Source organism: Nocardia sp. BMG51109 (genome assembly GCF_000526215.1).
GTDB lineage: Bacteria > Actinomycetota > Actinomycetes > Mycobacteriales > Mycobacteriaceae > Nocardia.
On sequence record NZ_JAFQ01000003.1, the window covers coordinates 212340 to 227254 of the forward strand.

Consider the following 14915-nt stretch of genomic DNA (forward strand, 5'->3'; position numbering starts at 1 on the left):
CCTAGATTGGCAGGTGTGAGCGACGGCCTACCCTTAGTTTCCACGGTGGCGGAACTCGACGCGCTACCGCTGATGTCGGTGATCATGGCGGCCAAGCCCGCGCGCTCGGTGTATCAGAAGTGGATAGATCAGCAGGGCGGCACACCGAAATGGGTCCGCACCTCGAGCGACGGGCGCTACACCTCCGAGGAGCTGGCCGTCGGGCCGTTCCCCCTGTCGGCTCCGCAGCAGCACTGGTTCGTGCTGCTCTACGACCCGACCGTGCACGGCCACCCGAACGGGTGGGAGATTCCCGAGCCCGCGGCTCCCGCGCCGTGATTCCTCGATCCCGGCGGCGCCTCCTTGCGGGGGCGTGACCTGCTCGGAAGAGTGCCGCGGCTCAGGGCAGCATGCCGTATGCGCGGGTGGGCCGGAGGCGCGCGACGACGCGGCGATCGGCGACCATGGCGCGGCGGTAGTCGTCCCAGTCGGGGTGTTCGCCGCTGAGCGCGCGGTAGTAGGAGATCAGTTCCTCGACGGTCGCGTCCCCGGGTTCGGTCGCGACCGGTGACAGCTCGGCATCGCCCTCGATCACCGCATACGCCCAGAAATCGTCGCGGGTGACGTGCAGCGCGGCCCACGGCTCGCGGCGCAGGTTGAAGAACTTGGCCCGATCGGCGGTGATCGATATCCGGATCACCCCGTCCTCGCCGGCCCAGTGCGTCACGTTGGACAACTGCGGGCGGCCGTTGCGGCGGAGGGTCGTGAGCACCGACCGCCGGTGTGCGCGCGCGAAGTCGAGCGCTGCTACGAGTTCCATGCGCCGTCCAACCGTACTCGCCGTCCGGGTGTTCCCGAGCGCGGTCGAATCGGACGATCCACGTCGGCGGGTCCGGGAACGCCGTGCCGGTCGAGGCCCGGATGACCCACCGTCCGGACCTATTCGCGGTGCGCCGCCAGGGCTCGGATCATGTGGGCGGTGTTCGAACCGGCTCCGGCTCACCGATGGCGAGCAGCGCCGTACCGCACCGCCGCCGCGACCCGGTGGTGATGCCGGACGCGGTGTCGCCGCCGGGGTCCTCTCCGTTGCCGGGCGGTCCCGGCCGGGCCGACCGACAGGCCCGACGTGCCCGAATGTGCCGCGGAGGCGTCGGTGGACTGGACTAATCTGCGTCATGTGAACGAGCTTGCGAGTCGACCAGGGGCACAGCGCGCCGCGGGCGCGGGCACACAGCGCGCCGCGGGCGTGATGTCGCCGAATACCGGCGAGGTGGCGCGGTGAGCGAACCGGGTGTCGAGAGCGTCGCGGCGACGGGCGACGAACGGACGCGGTGGCAGCAGCTGGCGGAGGAGGTGCGCGAGCACCAGTTCCGCTACTACGTGCGCGATGCGCCGGTCATCTCCGACGGCGAGTTCGACGCGCTGTTCCAGCGGCTGCTCGCGCTCGAGGAGGCCCACCCCGACCTGCGCACCCCCGATTCCCCGACCCAGCTGGTCGGCGGCGGCTTCGCCACCGAGTTCACCGCGGTCGACCACCTGGAGCGGATGCTCTCGCTGGACAACGTCTTCGACGAGGCGGACATGCGGGTCTGGGTGAGCCGCGTGGAGGCCGAGACGGGCCCCGACATCCACTACGTGTGCGAGGTGAAGATCGACGGCGTCGCCCTCAACCTGGTCTACGAGGAGGGCCGGTTGACCCGCGCGGCCACCCGCGGCGACGGTCGCACCGGTGAGGACGTCACCCTGAACGCCCGCACCATCGACGACATCCCGGTCCAGCTCGCCGTGAACGACGAGTTCCCGGTGCCGAAGCTGCTCGAGGTGCGCGGCGAGGTCTACTTCCGGCTGTCGGACTTCGAGGATCTCAACGCCGCGATGGTCGCGGAGGGCAAGCCGCCGTACGCCAATCCGCGCAACACCGCCGCCGGGTCGCTGCGGCAGAAGGATCCGGCGGTCACATCGCGCCGCCGGTTACGGATGATCTGTCACGGTTTCGGCCGGATGGACGGCTTCACGCCCGACTCGCAGTACGAGGCCTACCGGGCGCTGGCCGCGTGGGGCCTGCCCGTCTCGGCGCACACGGTGCGCGTGCAGGGCGCCGACGCGGTGGTCGAGCGCATCCGGTACTGGGGCGAGCACCGCCACGACATCGAGCACGAGATCGACGGCCAGGTGGTCAAGGTGGACGAGATGGTGCTGCAGCGCCGCCTCGGCGCCACCTCCCGCGCCCCGCGCTGGGCCATCGCCTACAAGTACCCGCCGGAGGAGGTCACCACCAAGCTGCTCGATGTCCAGGTCAATGTCGGCCGCACCGGCCGGGTCACGCCGTTCGCGGTGATGCAGCCGGTCAGCGTGGCCGGGTCCACGGTCTCGATGGCCACGCTGCACAACGCCGCCGAGGTCGAGCGCAAGGGCGTGCTGATCGGCGACACGGTCACCATCCGCAAGGCCGGCGACGTGATCCCCGAGGTGCTCGGCCCGGTGGCGGACGTGCGCGACGGGTCCGAGCGGTCCTTCGTCATGCCCACGCACTGTCCGGAATGCGGTACCGAACTCGCGCCGGAGAAGGAGAGCGACGCCGATATCCGCTGCCCCAACCAGCGGCACTGTCCGGCGCAGCTGCGCGAGCGCGTATTCCACATGTCGGGCCGCGGCGCGTTCGATATCGAGGCGCTGGGTTACGAGGCGGCCGTGGACCTGCTGAAGTCGGGCGCCATCGCCGACGAGGGCGACCTGTTCGCGCTCGACGAGGAGAAGCTGCTCACCACAACGCTTTTCACCAACAAGGACGGCAGTCTCTCGGCCAACGGCCGGCGCCTGCTGCAGAACCTGGACACCGCGAAGGACCGCCCGCTGTGGCGGGTCCTGGTCGGGTTGTCCATCCGGCACGTGGGCCCGACGGCCGCCCGCGCCCTGGCCGCCGAACTCGGCACCATGGAGCGCATCGAGAGCGCCACGGGGGAGGAGCTGGCCGCCGTCGACGGTGTCGGCCCGACCATCGCGGCCGCGGTGAAGGAGTGGTTCACCGTCGACTGGCACCGGGCGATCGTGGAGAAATGGAGCGCCGCCGGCGTGCGCATGGCCGACGAGCGCGACGAATCCATCGAACGAACGCTCGAGGGCCTGTCTATCGTGGTCACCGGTTCGCTGCGAGAGTTTTCCCGCGACGAGGCGAAGGAGGCGATCCTGGTGCGCGGCGGCAAGGCCGCGGGATCGGTATCGAAGAAGACCGCGTATGTGGTGACCGGTGACGCGCCGGGCTCCAAGGCGGCCAAGGCCGAGGAGCTGGGCGTGCCGATCCTGGACGAGGACGGGTTTCGCCGGTTGCTGGAGGGTGGGCCGTCGGCGGTCGAATAGGACAGAGTCGAGTAGGTCGGGTGTCGAGTAGGTCGGGTCGGCTGGAGCGGAGTCGAGCAGGGGTCGACCGGGCGGAGCCGTCGGGCCGGTGCGCACGGTCCGCGGTGAGCGTGCCGCACCCGTGCCGTGTGGTTGCGCGGGAGATGAGCGAGAGGTGGTTGTCGTGGTGGAGTCCGGATTCGGGATCCGCGAGGTGCGGGTGGAGGAGTATGCGACGGTCGGTGCGTTGACCGTCGAGGTGTACGTGGGCGAGGGGCATGTGGACGCCGAAAGCCCCTATGTCGCAGAACTTTTCGATGCGGCCACCCGGGCGTCGGCCGCCGGAGTGCTGGTGGCGGCCCGCGGCGACGAGGTGCTCGGCTCGCTCACCGTCACCCGCCCCGGCACCCCGTACGCCGTGGTCGCCGAACCGGGCGAGCTGGAGTTCCGGATGCTGGCGGTGGCGAAACGGGCACGCGGCGCGGGCGTCGGTACGGCACTGGTGAACACCGTCGTCGATACCGCCCGTGCGGAGGGCTTCACGTCGGTGGTGCTGGCCACCATGTCGTCGATGCGCGAGGCTCGCCGGATCTACGACCGCATGGGTTTCGTCCCTGTGCCGGAACGGGATTGGACGAACCGCAGAGGTACGCAGGTCACGGTCATGCGGTTGAGTGTGTAGGCGCCCGGCGCAGGGCTGTCGAGCGGCACGGGCGTGGGCGGAACGAGTACGCTCAGCCGAGCACGGTGGCGATGATTCCGGTGAGGTAGCCCAGCCGAGCCACCTCCGAGGGCCGGAACTCCGGTCCGCCCGGCCGGCCGAGCAGCAGCGCCCTGCCGGTGTTGCCGAGCGGGGCGGCGGCCAGCTTGGTGTCCATATCCTTCCAGATCTGCGGCACCCAGTCGCCCTCGCCGTCCAGCGCCGCCGGCTTCTCCAGCGGCATCCACGGCGCCGAACCCGCCTGTGTCTCCGGCGCACTGGCACTGCCCACCACTCGATAGGCGCCCTGCGGCCCGGTATCGATGACGGTGCTCCACCCCACGCGCAGTACCCGCGGCACGCCGTCGACCAGTACCTGCAGCCGATCGTCGCGGGCGCTGGCCACCTGATCGATCAGCTCCAGCTCCCGGTGGGTGTCGAGCATGCCGGAGTACGGGCGCAGCGAATCGACACGCACGTCGGCCAGCGACTCGGCCGCGGTGATCAGCGTGTCGGGTAGCGCACCCGAGGGAACTTCCACCACCAGATCGTCGATCGCATAGCCGGCGCCGCGTTCGACCACATCCAGCGAGAGGATGTCGGCGCCGACCGAGCCCAGAGCGAGGGCGAGTGAACCGAGACTTCCTGGGCGATCCGGAAGTTGCACGCGAAGCAGAAATGACACGTGCGTTCCTTCCTTTCCTGTGCGACCGATCTTGTGCGGCCGAGACTTTCGGACGGTTACCCGAGTCCCGCAATACTTACACCCGGCGTACCCGCATAGTTGGTTCATCTTCCGCGCGGTGATCTACGACACCGCGTGACTGGGCCACTGGCCATTATCGGCCGCGCGGCCGTCCCGTGCCAGACATGCGGACCGGGACCACGGTACGGATTGCCGGTCGGCTCGTGCACGCGGTGCGGCCGGGCCGGGTAGCAGGCTGTGTTGCATTCACCGAACTGAACTGATTAGCGTTCGATACACACTTCGGTTCGTGCACGTGGTGCGGCCGGGCCGGGGCAGCGGGCTGTGTTGCATTCACTAAACTGAACTGATTAGCGTCCGATACACACTCCGGCCCGTCTCGCGCACGCCCGCGCGTCCGGAAGATTCAGAACCTGCCGAAAGGGGTCCTGCGGTGCCCGCCATCTCCCGCGACGAGGTCGCACACCTCGCCCGGTTGTCCCGGCTCGCCCTGACCGACGAGGAACTCGACACGTATGCCGGACAGCTGGATTCGATTCTCAGCCACGTGCGGGTCATCGCCGAGGTCACCGCGGACGTCCCGGCCACCGCGTCGCCGAATCCGACCGCGAACGTCGCCAGGCCGGATACGGTGACGCCCGGCCTGACGCCGGAGCAGGCACTGTCCGGGGCCCCGGCGGTCGAGCAGCAGCGGTTCATGGTTCCGCAGATCCTGGGGGAGGGCGAATGAGCGACGTGACGAAGCTGACCGCCGCGGAACTGGCGGACAAGATCCACGCCCGCGAGCTGTCGTCCGTCGAGGTCACCGAGGCGCACCTGAACCGCATCGCCGAGGTGGACGGCGAACTCAACGCCTTCCTGCACGTGGCCGGCGAGCAGGCGCTCGCGACCGCCGCCGAGGTGGACCGCGCGGTCGCCGACGGCACGGTGGCCTCGCCGCTGGCGGGAGTTCCGTTGGCGCTCAAGGACGTTTTCACCACCACCGACATGCCGACCACCTGCGGATCGAAGATCCTGGAGGGCTGGGTGCCGCCGTACGACGCGACGGTGACGGCCACACTGCGCGGGGCGGGGATCCCGATCCTCGGCAAGACCAACATGGACGAGTTCGCGATGGGCTCGTCCACGGAGAACTCGGCCTACGGCCCGACCCTGAATCCCTGGGACCCGCAGCGCATTCCGGGCGGTTCGGGCGGCGGCTCGGCGACGGCGCTGGCCTCGTACCAGGCGCCGCTGTCGATCGGCACCGACACCGGCGGCTCGATCCGGCAGCCCGCCTCGATGACGGGCACCGTCGGCACCAAGCCGACCTACGGCACCGTCTCGCGATACGGCCTGGTCGCCTGCGCCTCGTCGCTGGACCAGGGCGGCCCGTGCGGGCGCACGGTGCTCGACACCGCGCTGCTGCACGAGGTGATCGCCGGCCACGACCCGAGGGATTCGACCTCCCGCAACGCGCCGGTGCCGCCCGTGGTCGAGGCGGCCCGGCAGGGCGCGCGGGGCGATCTGCAGGGCGTGCGGGTCGGGGTGGTGAAGGAACTGCGGTCCGACAGCTACCAGTCCGGCGTGATCGCGTCCTTCGACGCCGCGGTGGCGGTGCTGAAGGAGCTCGGCGCCGAGGTGGTCGAGGTGTCGTGCCCGCACTTCGAGTACGCGCTGCCCGCCTACTACCTGATCCTGCCCAGCGAGGTGTCCTCCAACCTGGCCCGCTTCGACGCCATGCGCTACGGCCTGCGCGTCGACGACGACGGACAGCACAGCGCCGAACAGGTGATGGCCGCGACCCGCGAGGCCGGATTCGGCCCGGAGGTCAAGCGCCGCATCATGATCGGCACCTACGCGCTGTCGGCCGGCTACTACGACGCCTTCTACGGCCAGGCGTTGAAGGTGCGCACGCTGATCGCCCGGGACTTCGACGCCGCCTACGAGCAGGTCGACGTGCTGGTCTCGCCGACCAGCCCGTTCACCGCCTGGAAGCTGGGCGAGAAGGTCGACGATCCGCTGGCGATGTACCTGTCCGACCTGTGCACGCTGCCCAGTAACCTGGCCGGCTACTGCGGTATGTCGGTGCCGTCCGGGCTGAGCCGCGACGACGGCATGCCGGTGGGCCTGCAGATCATGGCCCCGGCGCTGGCCGACGACCGGCTGTACCGGGTGGGCGCGGCCTACGAGACGGCGCGGGGCCCGCTGGCGTAAGGATGTAGTGGACGGTCCGGTGCGGGGCCGCCGGCGGTGGATCGGCGGTCAGGGCCGCGGCCAGGGGCGGCCGCCGATGCGCTCGATATCGGTGTTGAGGCGCTGTACGTAGTCGGCGAAGGCGGCGACGTCCTCGGCGGACCAGTCCCGCAATACCCGGTTCAGCCCGTCGATATTGGCGTTGCGCTCGGTGGTCAGGCTCTTCTCGCCCTTGTCGCTGATCCGGAACTTGCGGGCCATGCCGCCCTCCGGATCGGGGATGCGCTCGACCAGACCCGAGCGCAGCAGGGCGGCGGTCTGGCGATTTAGCGTCGACGCGTCGAGTCCGAACGCCTCGCTGAGCTGTCCGATCGACATCGGGCCCTCGATGGACAGCCGGCAGAGCAGGATGTAGGCGCTGCGTTCGAGGCGCGTGCTGTCGCTACGGTAGCGTGGGTTGAGGGTGTGACGGCTGAGCAGCATGGTCTCGAATTCGACCCGGTCCGTGGGTTTTTCCATGCCGTCCTTCCGCCTGTTCGCGCTGCCGACCTGCGAGGATCGGTATAGCACAGGTTGTGCGCACAGAGCAGTAATGTGCTCTATACACACAATATGTACCCTACATATTAGAGTGGCGATCCGAACGGTCCGAGGCGGGGCCGGTCAGCAGGTTCCCATCGCGGTCCCCTGGTCGGTGCCGTAGCGGTGGCCGTGGCCCGGCGGCGGGCCGAGGGCCGTCATCAGGTCGACGGTGGTCTGCACGAAGCCGAGTGCGGGCAGCCAGGGCGGGTGCGGGGCGTCCGGGCGGGTGCCCGTGAGATCCGGTGCGCGCCAGAGCAGTTCGGGGGACCACTGGACGACCGGGTCGGACGAATTGGCGAGGACGGTGGCGCCCGCGCGATGTACGTTCCCGCCCGGCGGTCCGGCCCAAAGCGCGGCGCATACGCGACGTTCCTGGTCGGTGTCATCGGCGAAGATCGCGCTGCCGGCGGCGGCGCCCAGGCTCTGGCCGTACAGGTACAGCCGCGGCTTGTGGTCCAGTGCGGCGATCCGCCGCTCGACGGCGGTGAACAGGGCGCGCGTGGACGCCACGGCGGCGTCGCGGCCGAAGACGAAGGAGACCCAGCTCGGGGCCTGGGAGTATTGCAGGGCGACGAGCGCGACGTCACCGCCGAAACGTTCGTCCAGTCCGTCGGCGGCCCGGGAGTCGATCCACCCCGAACCGGTGGGCACCGCGACGACGAGGTGGGACCTGTCGAGCCCGCCCGAGCGCTCCAGCTCCCGGATCGCCAGGGTGACACGGGAATCCGTATCCGGCGCCGACTCCGCTCCGACGTACACCCGGACGGCGTGCGAGGGTGTCCCGGCGACGAACTTGCGGCCCTCCGCACCGAGCGACGACCAGCTCACCGCCGACCCGCTGCCGCCCGACCGGGCCATCGAAACTTGTTGCACTACAGCGGTTTCTGCGGAACCATCGGCCGACTGCCGCCCGTTCACCACCGCCGGTAGCGCGATCGCCTGGGCGGTGACGACCCCCGCCACGACCAGGGCGCCGCCGCGCCACCGGCCGAATCCTCCGATGAGCCACCGTATCCCGCGCACGAAGCCGATCAGCATCCCCGCGACCAGTACGGCACCGACCGCACAGCCCAGCCAATGGGCCGGGGACAGCGCCGCGACACCCATCGCCGACCGTAATCGGCCCTGCCACAGGTGAGCCTGAACGCCGGCGCCGCCGATCACCACCGCACCCGTCGCCGCCGCCTGCCACCGGAGGCGGACCGGTATGCGGTCGGCATCGAATCCGGTGCGCCGCGCGATGATTCGCGACAAACCCGCGAGGGCGAACCCGGCCGCAACCAGCAGCCCGGTCAGAATCGCCTGGACGGCGGCGGTCCGGGGGAGAAGTCCGGGAGACAGCGACGCCGTGGTGCCCAGCGTCGCGGCGAGGGTGGTGCCGATCCGGGGTGGCCGGAGGTGGTGCCGGGCGCGAACAGCCTTCGGCCGCTGCGTCTTCGGCTTCGGCTCGTGCCGACGGTCCGCCGCGGCCCGACGGCGCTCCGGTCGTGCCGCATGATCTTCCGGCACTGCCCGACGCCTCTGTGGCTCGGTGTCGTGCGCCGGTGCGTTTCGGCCGTGTGCCGGTGCGATCCGGCGCTGCTCGGGGTCTGCTCGACGGGGGCCGGGTGCGGCTGGGCGGGGCTCGGGGGCGGCCCGGTGGCGCTCGGGCGGGACGATGGCGGTAGACATGCGAAATCCTCGGAGTCACAGGGAGATTCGAGAAGACAGGTGCGCGGTTGTGAGCGCAGCGGTGGGTGGGCACGGTGAAGACGCCGTGCCACCGATCGGTGGTCGAGTGCGGGCGCCGGGTGCCCGGTGGGTACGCGCCTGTGCACGGCAGGGGCCGCGGGGCGCTCGGGCGTGGCAGGGCGCTCGGGGAGCGCTCAGGGGGTGCGGCCGACGGGTCGACCGTCGTCGGCCGCGGGTGTGACCGCTCGGGGGAGCGGTGATCCGGGGAGGTCACGGGCACGGCCCTGGATGGGCGGTGCCGTCCCGGCTCAGTTCGGCAGGGCAATGCGTGGCCTCCTACGGAGGAATCCGAGCGGGCTGTAGCCGCGGCGGCGAGCCCACCGCAGGCCCACGAGGAGGGCGACGAGGGCGGCCGCACCCGCGGCCGCCGGGGCGGCGAACCGTCCCGCCTGGCTGCCCAGGTCGGAACCCGACAGCTCGGTCCCGAATACGTACTCCGGTACCGGGGTGGCGTAGTTCTGGCGGCGGGAGTTCAGGTCGACGGCGGTCGTCGCGACGCCGGCCAGCACCTCGCAGCGGGCGTGGGTGACGGAATCGGGGTGCGCGCCGCACGCGGAATACATGCGCTGCTCGAGGGCCGCGTCGACGGCCTGCCGGGCCCACGGGCCGAGCGGCTGCTGTTCGCGATCCGCGTAGCGCAGCATGTCGTAGCCGAGGTCGTGGGCCTTGCAGGCGCTGTCGAAGTCCGGGGGCATCGCGATCGGCGAGGAACAGCCGCCGTTCGGGTCGCCCAGCAGTCCGTCGGTCACCGCCGGGCGGTAGCCCTGGCGCGCCTGGAAATCGCCGGGGATCACCGCTTCCCAGGGATGGTCGCCGGTCAATTCGATGATCGCGGCCCGCGCCGCCGCGCTCTCGACCGTCGGCTGAGTGACCGCGGCGGTCGCCGCGGGTGCGAACGCAACGGTCGAACCCGCCACCATCGCCACCACCGCGGCGCCGCCGCCGAGCCGGCGTAGCCGGTGGGATCTGCCGTCCGGCGCCGAGGCGGCGCGGCCGCTCCCGGATTCGGTCGGCAGTGTGCCCGCATCCCGCGCGTCGGACGAGTCGGTGACCGGCTCCGCCCGGGAGGGGCGGCCCTGCGTTGCATCGCTCATGACAGCCTAGGTTATGGACATCCCCCTCACCCGTCCTCACGCCGGGGATAGATTTCGGTACCGGCGCGCCGGGGGAGCGGGATTTCCGGCTAGCACCCAGGTAGGGGTGCGAATTCATCCACCGGTATGACGACGCAGGTCATGGAGGTTTTCTACGGTCATAGGCATGGCTCGGATTGCGCAGGCGGCGCGACAGGTGACTCTGACCACGCGGCGGCCCGATCGCATGCGGTTCGTCTTCGACGTGTTCACGGTGGTGGTCACCGTGACGCTGTTCTCGGTCGCGTGGCCGACCCTGCATCTGACCCACCAGGTGCCGGCGGCGGCCCAGCCGTTCATCGCCGGTCTGGCGGCGCTGCCGTTCGCGCTGATCCGGGTCAACCCGGCGCTCGGCTGGGCGATATCCGCCGGCTCCGCGCTGCTGATCGCGCTGGCCATCGCCAACCAGCCCGGCAACTCGCTGCCGTTCCAGGTCGTGCACATCCTGACCTGCTTCGCCCTGTTGTTCGCGGTGGCGGTGCGGGCGCAGATGCAGATCGTGGTGGTGGCCTGGCTGGCCTCGTCGCTGCTGTTCGTCACCACGATGGCCCGCACCGGCGACCCGTTCGCGTGGCCGATCGCCATGACGGGCCTGGTGGTGTTCGGCCTCCTGGTGCGCTGGCTGGTGCTGTCGCGCCGGGAGCTGGTGCGGCGGGAGGAGGAGAACGAGCTGGAGCGGGCGCGCCGGGCGATCCTGGAGGAGAAGGCGCGCATCGCCCGCGACCTGCACGACGTGGTCGCCCACCACATGTCGCTGGTGGTGGTGCAGGCGCAGACCGCGCCCTACCGGGTCGCCGACGTGTCCGAGCAGGCGAGGGCGGAGTTCGAATCGATCGGGGCCTCGGCCCGTGAGGCGCTCAACGAGGTGCGCGGCATGCTCGGGGTGCTGCGCAGCGACGGCCAGCTGCCCGAGCACGCACCCCAGCCGGCGGCCGTGGACGTCCTCGCGGTGCTCGACGCCGCCCGCCGGGCGGGGGTGCCGGTCGACTGGGTGCTCGAGGGTGAGCTGGCCGCGGTCCCGGACACGGCGGGCCTGGCGCTGTACCGGATCGTGCAGGAGTCGCTGTCCAATGCCTCGCGTCATGCTCCCGGCACCGCGGTGCGGGTCACGATCACGGTCCGGCCCGGCGCGGTCGAGGTGGTCATCGGCAACGAGCCCGGCGTGGTCGTGCCGAACGGCGCACCGGGAACGGGTATTTCGGGTATGCAGGCCCGGGCCGCGGCCATCGGCGGCACGCTGACGGCGGGTACCCGGCCCGACGGTGGTTTCGAGGTGCGCGCCGTGCTGCCGTTCGGGGCGGACGCCGGACCGGTCGCCGCCGAGGTCACGCCCGCCGTCGTCGCGCCGGCGCCCCGGACCGCGCCCGAGACATCCGTTCCGGAGTCCTGACGCCCGGCGGCGTATCGCCCGGGCGGATCGCACCTGCCGGTGTCGGTCCGTCGTCCGGCAGGTCGGAAATGCCCGGAGTGCAGACGAATTCGAGGTCCCGGGCGTGACGGCGCACGGGCCCGGGTGGATCCGCCCGAATTGCCGGGGCGCGGCGGCGGGGACCGAATGCTCGTGCGGCGGTGGCGGTCTGGTCGTGCCAGACTCTTCGCGATGCTGACCTACTTCCAAGCGACCGTCATCGGCACGGTGCAGGGTGTCACCGAACTGTTCCCGGTCTCGAGCCTCGGGCATTCGGTACTGGTGGCCGCGTGGGTCGGCGGCGACTGGCAGGCCATGGTCGGCACGGAGGAACCCGGCACGGGCACACCGTATCTGGCGTTCGTGGTCGCCCTGCACGTGGCGACGGCCGTGGCGCTGCTCGGTTACTACCGGCGGGACTGGTACGCCATCGTCGCCGGGTTCCTCACCACCCTGCGCACCAGACGCCTGGAGACCGTTCCGCAACGGCTGGCCTGGCTGATCGTGATCGGCACCGTCCCGGTCGGCGTGCTCGGGCCGCTGCTCGAACATCCGCTGCACGTGCTGTTCGCGGCGCCGATCTACGCGAGCGTATTCCTGACCCTCAACGGTGTCGTGCTGATCGTCGGCGAGGGGTTGCGCCGGCGCAACGAGCCGACGCTGGCGCAGTACGGTCGCCGGTTCGCACTGCGCCAGCGGCACGCCCGGGCCCGCCGGCAGTCCGATCGGCCGCTGGCCGCCCTCGGGCTGCGCGACGCCGCCGGGATCGGTTTCGCGCAGGCCGGTGCGCTGCTGACCGGATTCAGCCGATCCGGCCTCAGCATGGTCGGCGGTCTGTTCCGTGGCCTCGAGCACGTCCACGCGGCCAAGTTCGCCTTTCTGCTCGCCACGCCGGTGATCCTGGGCGCGGGGCTGGTCGAGCTGCCGGTGCTGGCCGGACCGGAGACCGTCGGGATCCGGGGGCCGGTGCTGGTCGGTGCCGTCGTATCGGGATCGGCCTCCTGGCTGTCGGTGCGGTTCCTGGAACAGTTCTTCCGCACCCGCACGCTCCTGCCGTTCGCGGTGTATTGTCTGGCCGCCGGGCTGCTGTCGATCGCCAGGTTCTGCTGAGATCGGCGGCGGTTCCGTCCGGCAGCGCACCGGGGGTACGGCGCGCGGCCCGCGGGTCGCTCGTGCGAGACTCGTCACGATGTTCACCTACCGTTCAGCGCTCGGGCCGGCGGCGGCCGGGGCGCTGTCGACCGTCCGATCCAGCCGAGGTCCGGTCACGTGCCCATAACCGTGTTGATCGCCGACGATCAGGCGATGGTGCGACAAGGGTTCGGCGCCCTGCTCGCCGCCCAGTCCGATATCAGCGTCATCGGCGACGCGCCCAACGGCAAGGTCGCCGTCGAGGAGACGGCGCGGCTGCGGCCCGATGTGGTCCTGATGGATGTGCGGATGCCGGAGATGAACGGCCTGGACGCCGCCCGCACCATCCTGGCCGCGCATGCCGATCCGCCGGTGCGGGTGCTGATGCTCACCACCTTCGATATCGACGACTATGTCTACGAGGCACTGAGCCCTGGGCGCCAGCGGTTTTCTGCTCAAGGACGCGCCCGCCGAGGAACTGGTGCGCGCGGTGCGGGTGGTGGCCGAGGGCCAGGCCCTGCTGGCGCCGACGGTCACCCGGCGGCTGATCGCCGACGTCACCCGCCGCCGCGCCCGCCCCAAGCCGGCCCCGGCGCTGGACGCGCTGACGCCGCGCGAGCGGGAGGTGCTCGAACTGATCGCCAAGGGCATGTCCAAACACGGAGATCGCCGAGGCGCTGTTCGTCGCCGAACAGACGGTGAAAACGCATGTGTCCAAGGTGTTCTCGAAACTCGAGCTGCGCGACCGCGCGCAGGCCGTGGTGCTGGCCTACGAATCCGGCCTGGTCACCCCGGGCTGACCGGACAGGTAGGATCGCGCACTGGTACGTCGCCGGAAGGGGATCCGCAGGTGTTGAGCCACAGGTGATGTGTTCGCCGGGTTTTCCGTCGAGCGCCTGCTGGGGCAGGCGGGATGGGTTCGTCTACCTCGCGCGCCATCCCCGCCTGCCGCGCCTGACCGCCTTGAAGCTGCTGAACCGGGAGCTGTTCGCCGACGCCGAGATCCGCGCCCGGTCGAGCGGGAGGCCGACCTGGCCGCGCGGCTGGACCCACCCGAACATCGTGGCCGTCTACGACCGCGGCGTCGAGACGAACAGCTGTGGATGAGCATGCAGTACGTCGACGGCGTCGACGCGGCCACCGTGAACCCGCACACGCTGCCCCGGAGCGCGCGGTGCAGATCATCGAGGGCGTCGCCGCCGCACTGGATTACGCGCACGGCAACGGCGTCCTGCACCGCGACGTCAAAGCCGGCCAACATCATGCTGGCGCGCTCCGGCGGCGGCAAGGGCGAACGGGTGTTCCTCACCGATTTCGGCATCGCGCGGCTGCGCGAGGACTCCCAGCATCTGACCCAGGCCGGAATGTTCACCGCGACACTGGCGTACGCGTCGCCGGAACAGATGACCGGCGCCGTGCTGGATCATGCCTCCGACCAGTATTCGCTGGGGCTGCGCGCTGTACTGGCTGCTGACCGGCACCGGCCCGTTCGACTCCGAGGATCCGAGCGAGCTGATCGACGGCCACCTGCAGCGGCCGGTGCCGCCGGCCAGCGCGCGGCCGGGCGGGCTGTCACCGGCCATGGACGCGGTGATCGCGCGGGCGATGGCCAAGCGTTCGGTCGACCGGTTCCCGACCTGTGCGGAATTCGCGGCCGCCGCGCGGCCACGCCCTGACCGCCCCCCGGCCGCCGTCCCGGTCGGTGCCGTGGGCCCTGCCACGGGGCCGCTGCCGGTCGGCCCGTCGCCGGGCATGGTGGCGCCGCCGGCGAATCCGTCGGTCCCGCCCGCGTATTCGACCACGACGCCGATGGCCCCGGCGTGCGTCCGGTCGCCGCGGCACGGGCGGTGCGCCGCCGCCGCCCGCGTTCACCGCCCGCCCGCCGCAGCGACGCTCGCCGGGCGCGCTCGGCTGGATCGCCGGCGGCGTCGTGCTCCTGGTGGCGGCGCTGGCCGCCCTCATCGCCGTCGTCGCGTCGCACGACGACGACTCGGACGACATCGGCTCCGACACCACGCCCCCGCGCAAGTCCGA

The 14915-nt window shown here is 71.1% G+C and carries 14 protein-coding genes and 1 pseudogene; 10 read left to right on the forward strand and 5 right to left on the reverse strand.

The window, feature by feature from the left end:
- Nucleotides 1-15: 15 nt before the first annotated feature.
- Entirely contained in the window at nucleotides 16-318 is a 303-nt protein-coding gene (locus D892_RS0101195) for a hypothetical protein (RefSeq protein WP_156959320.1), read from the forward strand.
- A gap of 61 nt (nucleotides 319-379) precedes the next feature.
- On the opposite strand, the gene D892_RS0101200 is transcribed toward D892_RS0101195, so the two are convergent.
- Nucleotides 380-799 carry a PPOX class F420-dependent oxidoreductase gene (locus D892_RS0101200; protein ID WP_024799504.1) on the reverse strand — a complete coding sequence of 140 codons (420 nt, stop codon included), beginning with the start codon at nucleotides 797-799 and terminating at the stop codon, nucleotides 380-382.
- A gap of 458 nt (nucleotides 800-1257) precedes the next feature.
- On the opposite strand from D892_RS0101200, the gene ligA reads away from it, so the two are divergent.
- Nucleotides 1258-3336 carry an NAD-dependent DNA ligase LigA gene (gene ligA / locus D892_RS0101210; protein WP_024799506.1) on the forward strand — a complete coding sequence of 693 codons (2079 nt, stop codon included), beginning with the start codon at nucleotides 1258-1260 and terminating at the stop codon, nucleotides 3334-3336.
- Nucleotides 3337-3490: 154 nt separating this feature from the next.
- Nucleotides 3491-3997 (forward strand): GNAT family N-acetyltransferase, encoded by a 507-nt coding sequence (locus D892_RS0101215; protein WP_024799507.1) that lies wholly within the window; start codon nucleotides 3491-3493, stop codon nucleotides 3995-3997.
- Between the two features lie 52 nt (nucleotides 3998-4049).
- Here the strand turns inward: D892_RS0101215 and D892_RS0101220 are convergent, their stop codons facing one another.
- Nucleotides 4050-4700, reverse strand: a complete 651-nt coding sequence (locus D892_RS0101220) for an amino acid-binding protein (RefSeq protein ID WP_024799508.1) — start codon at nucleotides 4698-4700, stop codon at nucleotides 4050-4052.
- Nucleotides 4701-5154: 454 nt separating this feature from the next.
- On the opposite strand from D892_RS0101220, the gene gatC reads away from it, so the two are divergent.
- Nucleotides 5155-5451 carry an Asp-tRNA(Asn)/Glu-tRNA(Gln) amidotransferase subunit GatC gene (gene gatC / locus D892_RS0101225; protein WP_024799509.1) on the forward strand — a complete coding sequence of 99 codons (297 nt, stop codon included), beginning with the start codon at nucleotides 5155-5157 and terminating at the stop codon, nucleotides 5449-5451.
- Nucleotides 5448-6917, forward strand: a complete 1470-nt coding sequence (gene gatA, locus D892_RS0101230) for an Asp-tRNA(Asn)/Glu-tRNA(Gln) amidotransferase subunit GatA (RefSeq protein ID WP_024799510.1) — start codon at nucleotides 5448-5450, stop codon at nucleotides 6915-6917. The genes gatC and gatA overlap by 4 nt, the downstream gene beginning before the upstream one ends.
- 48 nt (nucleotides 6918-6965) lie before the next feature.
- On the opposite strand, the gene D892_RS0101235 is transcribed toward gatA, so the two are convergent.
- From D892_RS0101235 to D892_RS40080, 3 genes are all read right to left on the reverse strand, one after another.
- Nucleotides 6966-7415: a MarR family winged helix-turn-helix transcriptional regulator gene (locus tag D892_RS0101235; RefSeq protein WP_024799511.1), complete on the reverse strand. Its 450-nt coding sequence runs from the start codon at nucleotides 7413-7415 to the stop codon at nucleotides 6966-6968.
- Between the two features lie 144 nt (nucleotides 7416-7559).
- Nucleotides 7560-8987, reverse strand: a complete 1428-nt coding sequence (locus D892_RS0101240; protein ID WP_024799512.1) for an alpha/beta-hydrolase family protein — start codon at nucleotides 8985-8987, stop codon at nucleotides 7560-7562.
- A 470-nt stretch (nucleotides 8988-9457) separates the two neighbouring features.
- Nucleotides 9458-10303, reverse strand: coding sequence for a hypothetical protein (locus D892_RS40080; RefSeq protein ID WP_024799513.1), 846 nt, complete (start codon nucleotides 10301-10303; stop codon nucleotides 9458-9460).
- Nucleotides 10304-10469: 166 nt separating this feature from the next.
- Between D892_RS40080 and D892_RS0101250 the strand changes: the two genes are divergently transcribed.
- The 5 genes and pseudogenes from D892_RS0101250 to D892_RS48225 all read left to right on the forward strand — a co-directional run bounded on the left by D892_RS0101250 (nucleotide 10470) and on the right by D892_RS48225 (nucleotide 14557).
- The gene (locus D892_RS0101250) at nucleotides 10470-11732 is read left to right on the forward strand and encodes a histidine kinase (protein ID WP_024799514.1); all 1263 of its coding nucleotides are present in this window, start codon (nucleotides 10470-10472) and stop codon (nucleotides 11730-11732) included.
- A 210-nt stretch (nucleotides 11733-11942) separates the two neighbouring features.
- Complete coding sequence (locus D892_RS0101255; RefSeq protein ID WP_036566578.1) at nucleotides 11943-12860, forward strand: undecaprenyl-diphosphate phosphatase; 918 nt, start codon at nucleotides 11943-11945, stop codon at nucleotides 12858-12860.
- Nucleotides 12861-13019: 159 nt separating this feature from the next.
- A pseudogene (locus D892_RS40085) lies at nucleotides 13020-13681 on the forward strand (response regulator).
- A 67-nt stretch (nucleotides 13682-13748) separates the two neighbouring features.
- Nucleotides 13749-13988: a hypothetical protein gene (locus D892_RS48220; RefSeq protein ID WP_024799517.1), complete on the forward strand. Its 240-nt coding sequence runs from the start codon at nucleotides 13749-13751 to the stop codon at nucleotides 13986-13988.
- The gene (locus D892_RS48225) at nucleotides 13985-14557 is read left to right on the forward strand and encodes a hypothetical protein (protein ID WP_232235943.1); all 573 of its coding nucleotides are present in this window, start codon (nucleotides 13985-13987) and stop codon (nucleotides 14555-14557) included. The genes D892_RS48220 and D892_RS48225 overlap by 4 nt, the downstream gene beginning before the upstream one ends.
- Nucleotides 14558-14915: the final 358 nt, after the last annotated feature.

Coding starts and splice junctions, on each gene's coding strand:
- D892_RS0101200 (WP_024799504.1), bottom strand. CDS start 799: ATGGAACTCGTAGCAGCGCTCGACTTCGCGCGCGCACACCGGCGGTCG.
- gatA (WP_024799510.1), top strand. CDS start 5,448: ATGAGCGACGTGACGAAGCTGACCGCCGCGGAACTGGCGGACAAGATC.
- D892_RS0101235 (WP_024799511.1), bottom strand. CDS start 7,415: ATGGAAAAACCCACGGACCGGGTCGAATTCGAGACCATGCTGCTCAGC.
- D892_RS40080 (WP_024799513.1), bottom strand. CDS start 10,303: ATGAGCGATGCAACGCAGGGCCGCCCCTCCCGGGCGGAGCCGGTCACC.
- D892_RS0101250 (WP_024799514.1), top strand. CDS start 10,470: ATGGCTCGGATTGCGCAGGCGGCGCGACAGGTGACTCTGACCACGCGG.
- D892_RS0101255 (WP_036566578.1), top strand. CDS start 11,943: ATGCTGACCTACTTCCAAGCGACCGTCATCGGCACGGTGCAGGGTGTC.
- D892_RS48220 (WP_024799517.1), top strand. CDS start 13,749: ATGTGTTCGCCGGGTTTTCCGTCGAGCGCCTGCTGGGGCAGGCGGGAT.
- D892_RS48225 (WP_232235943.1), top strand. CDS start 13,985: ATGAGCATGCAGTACGTCGACGGCGTCGACGCGGCCACCGTGAACCCG.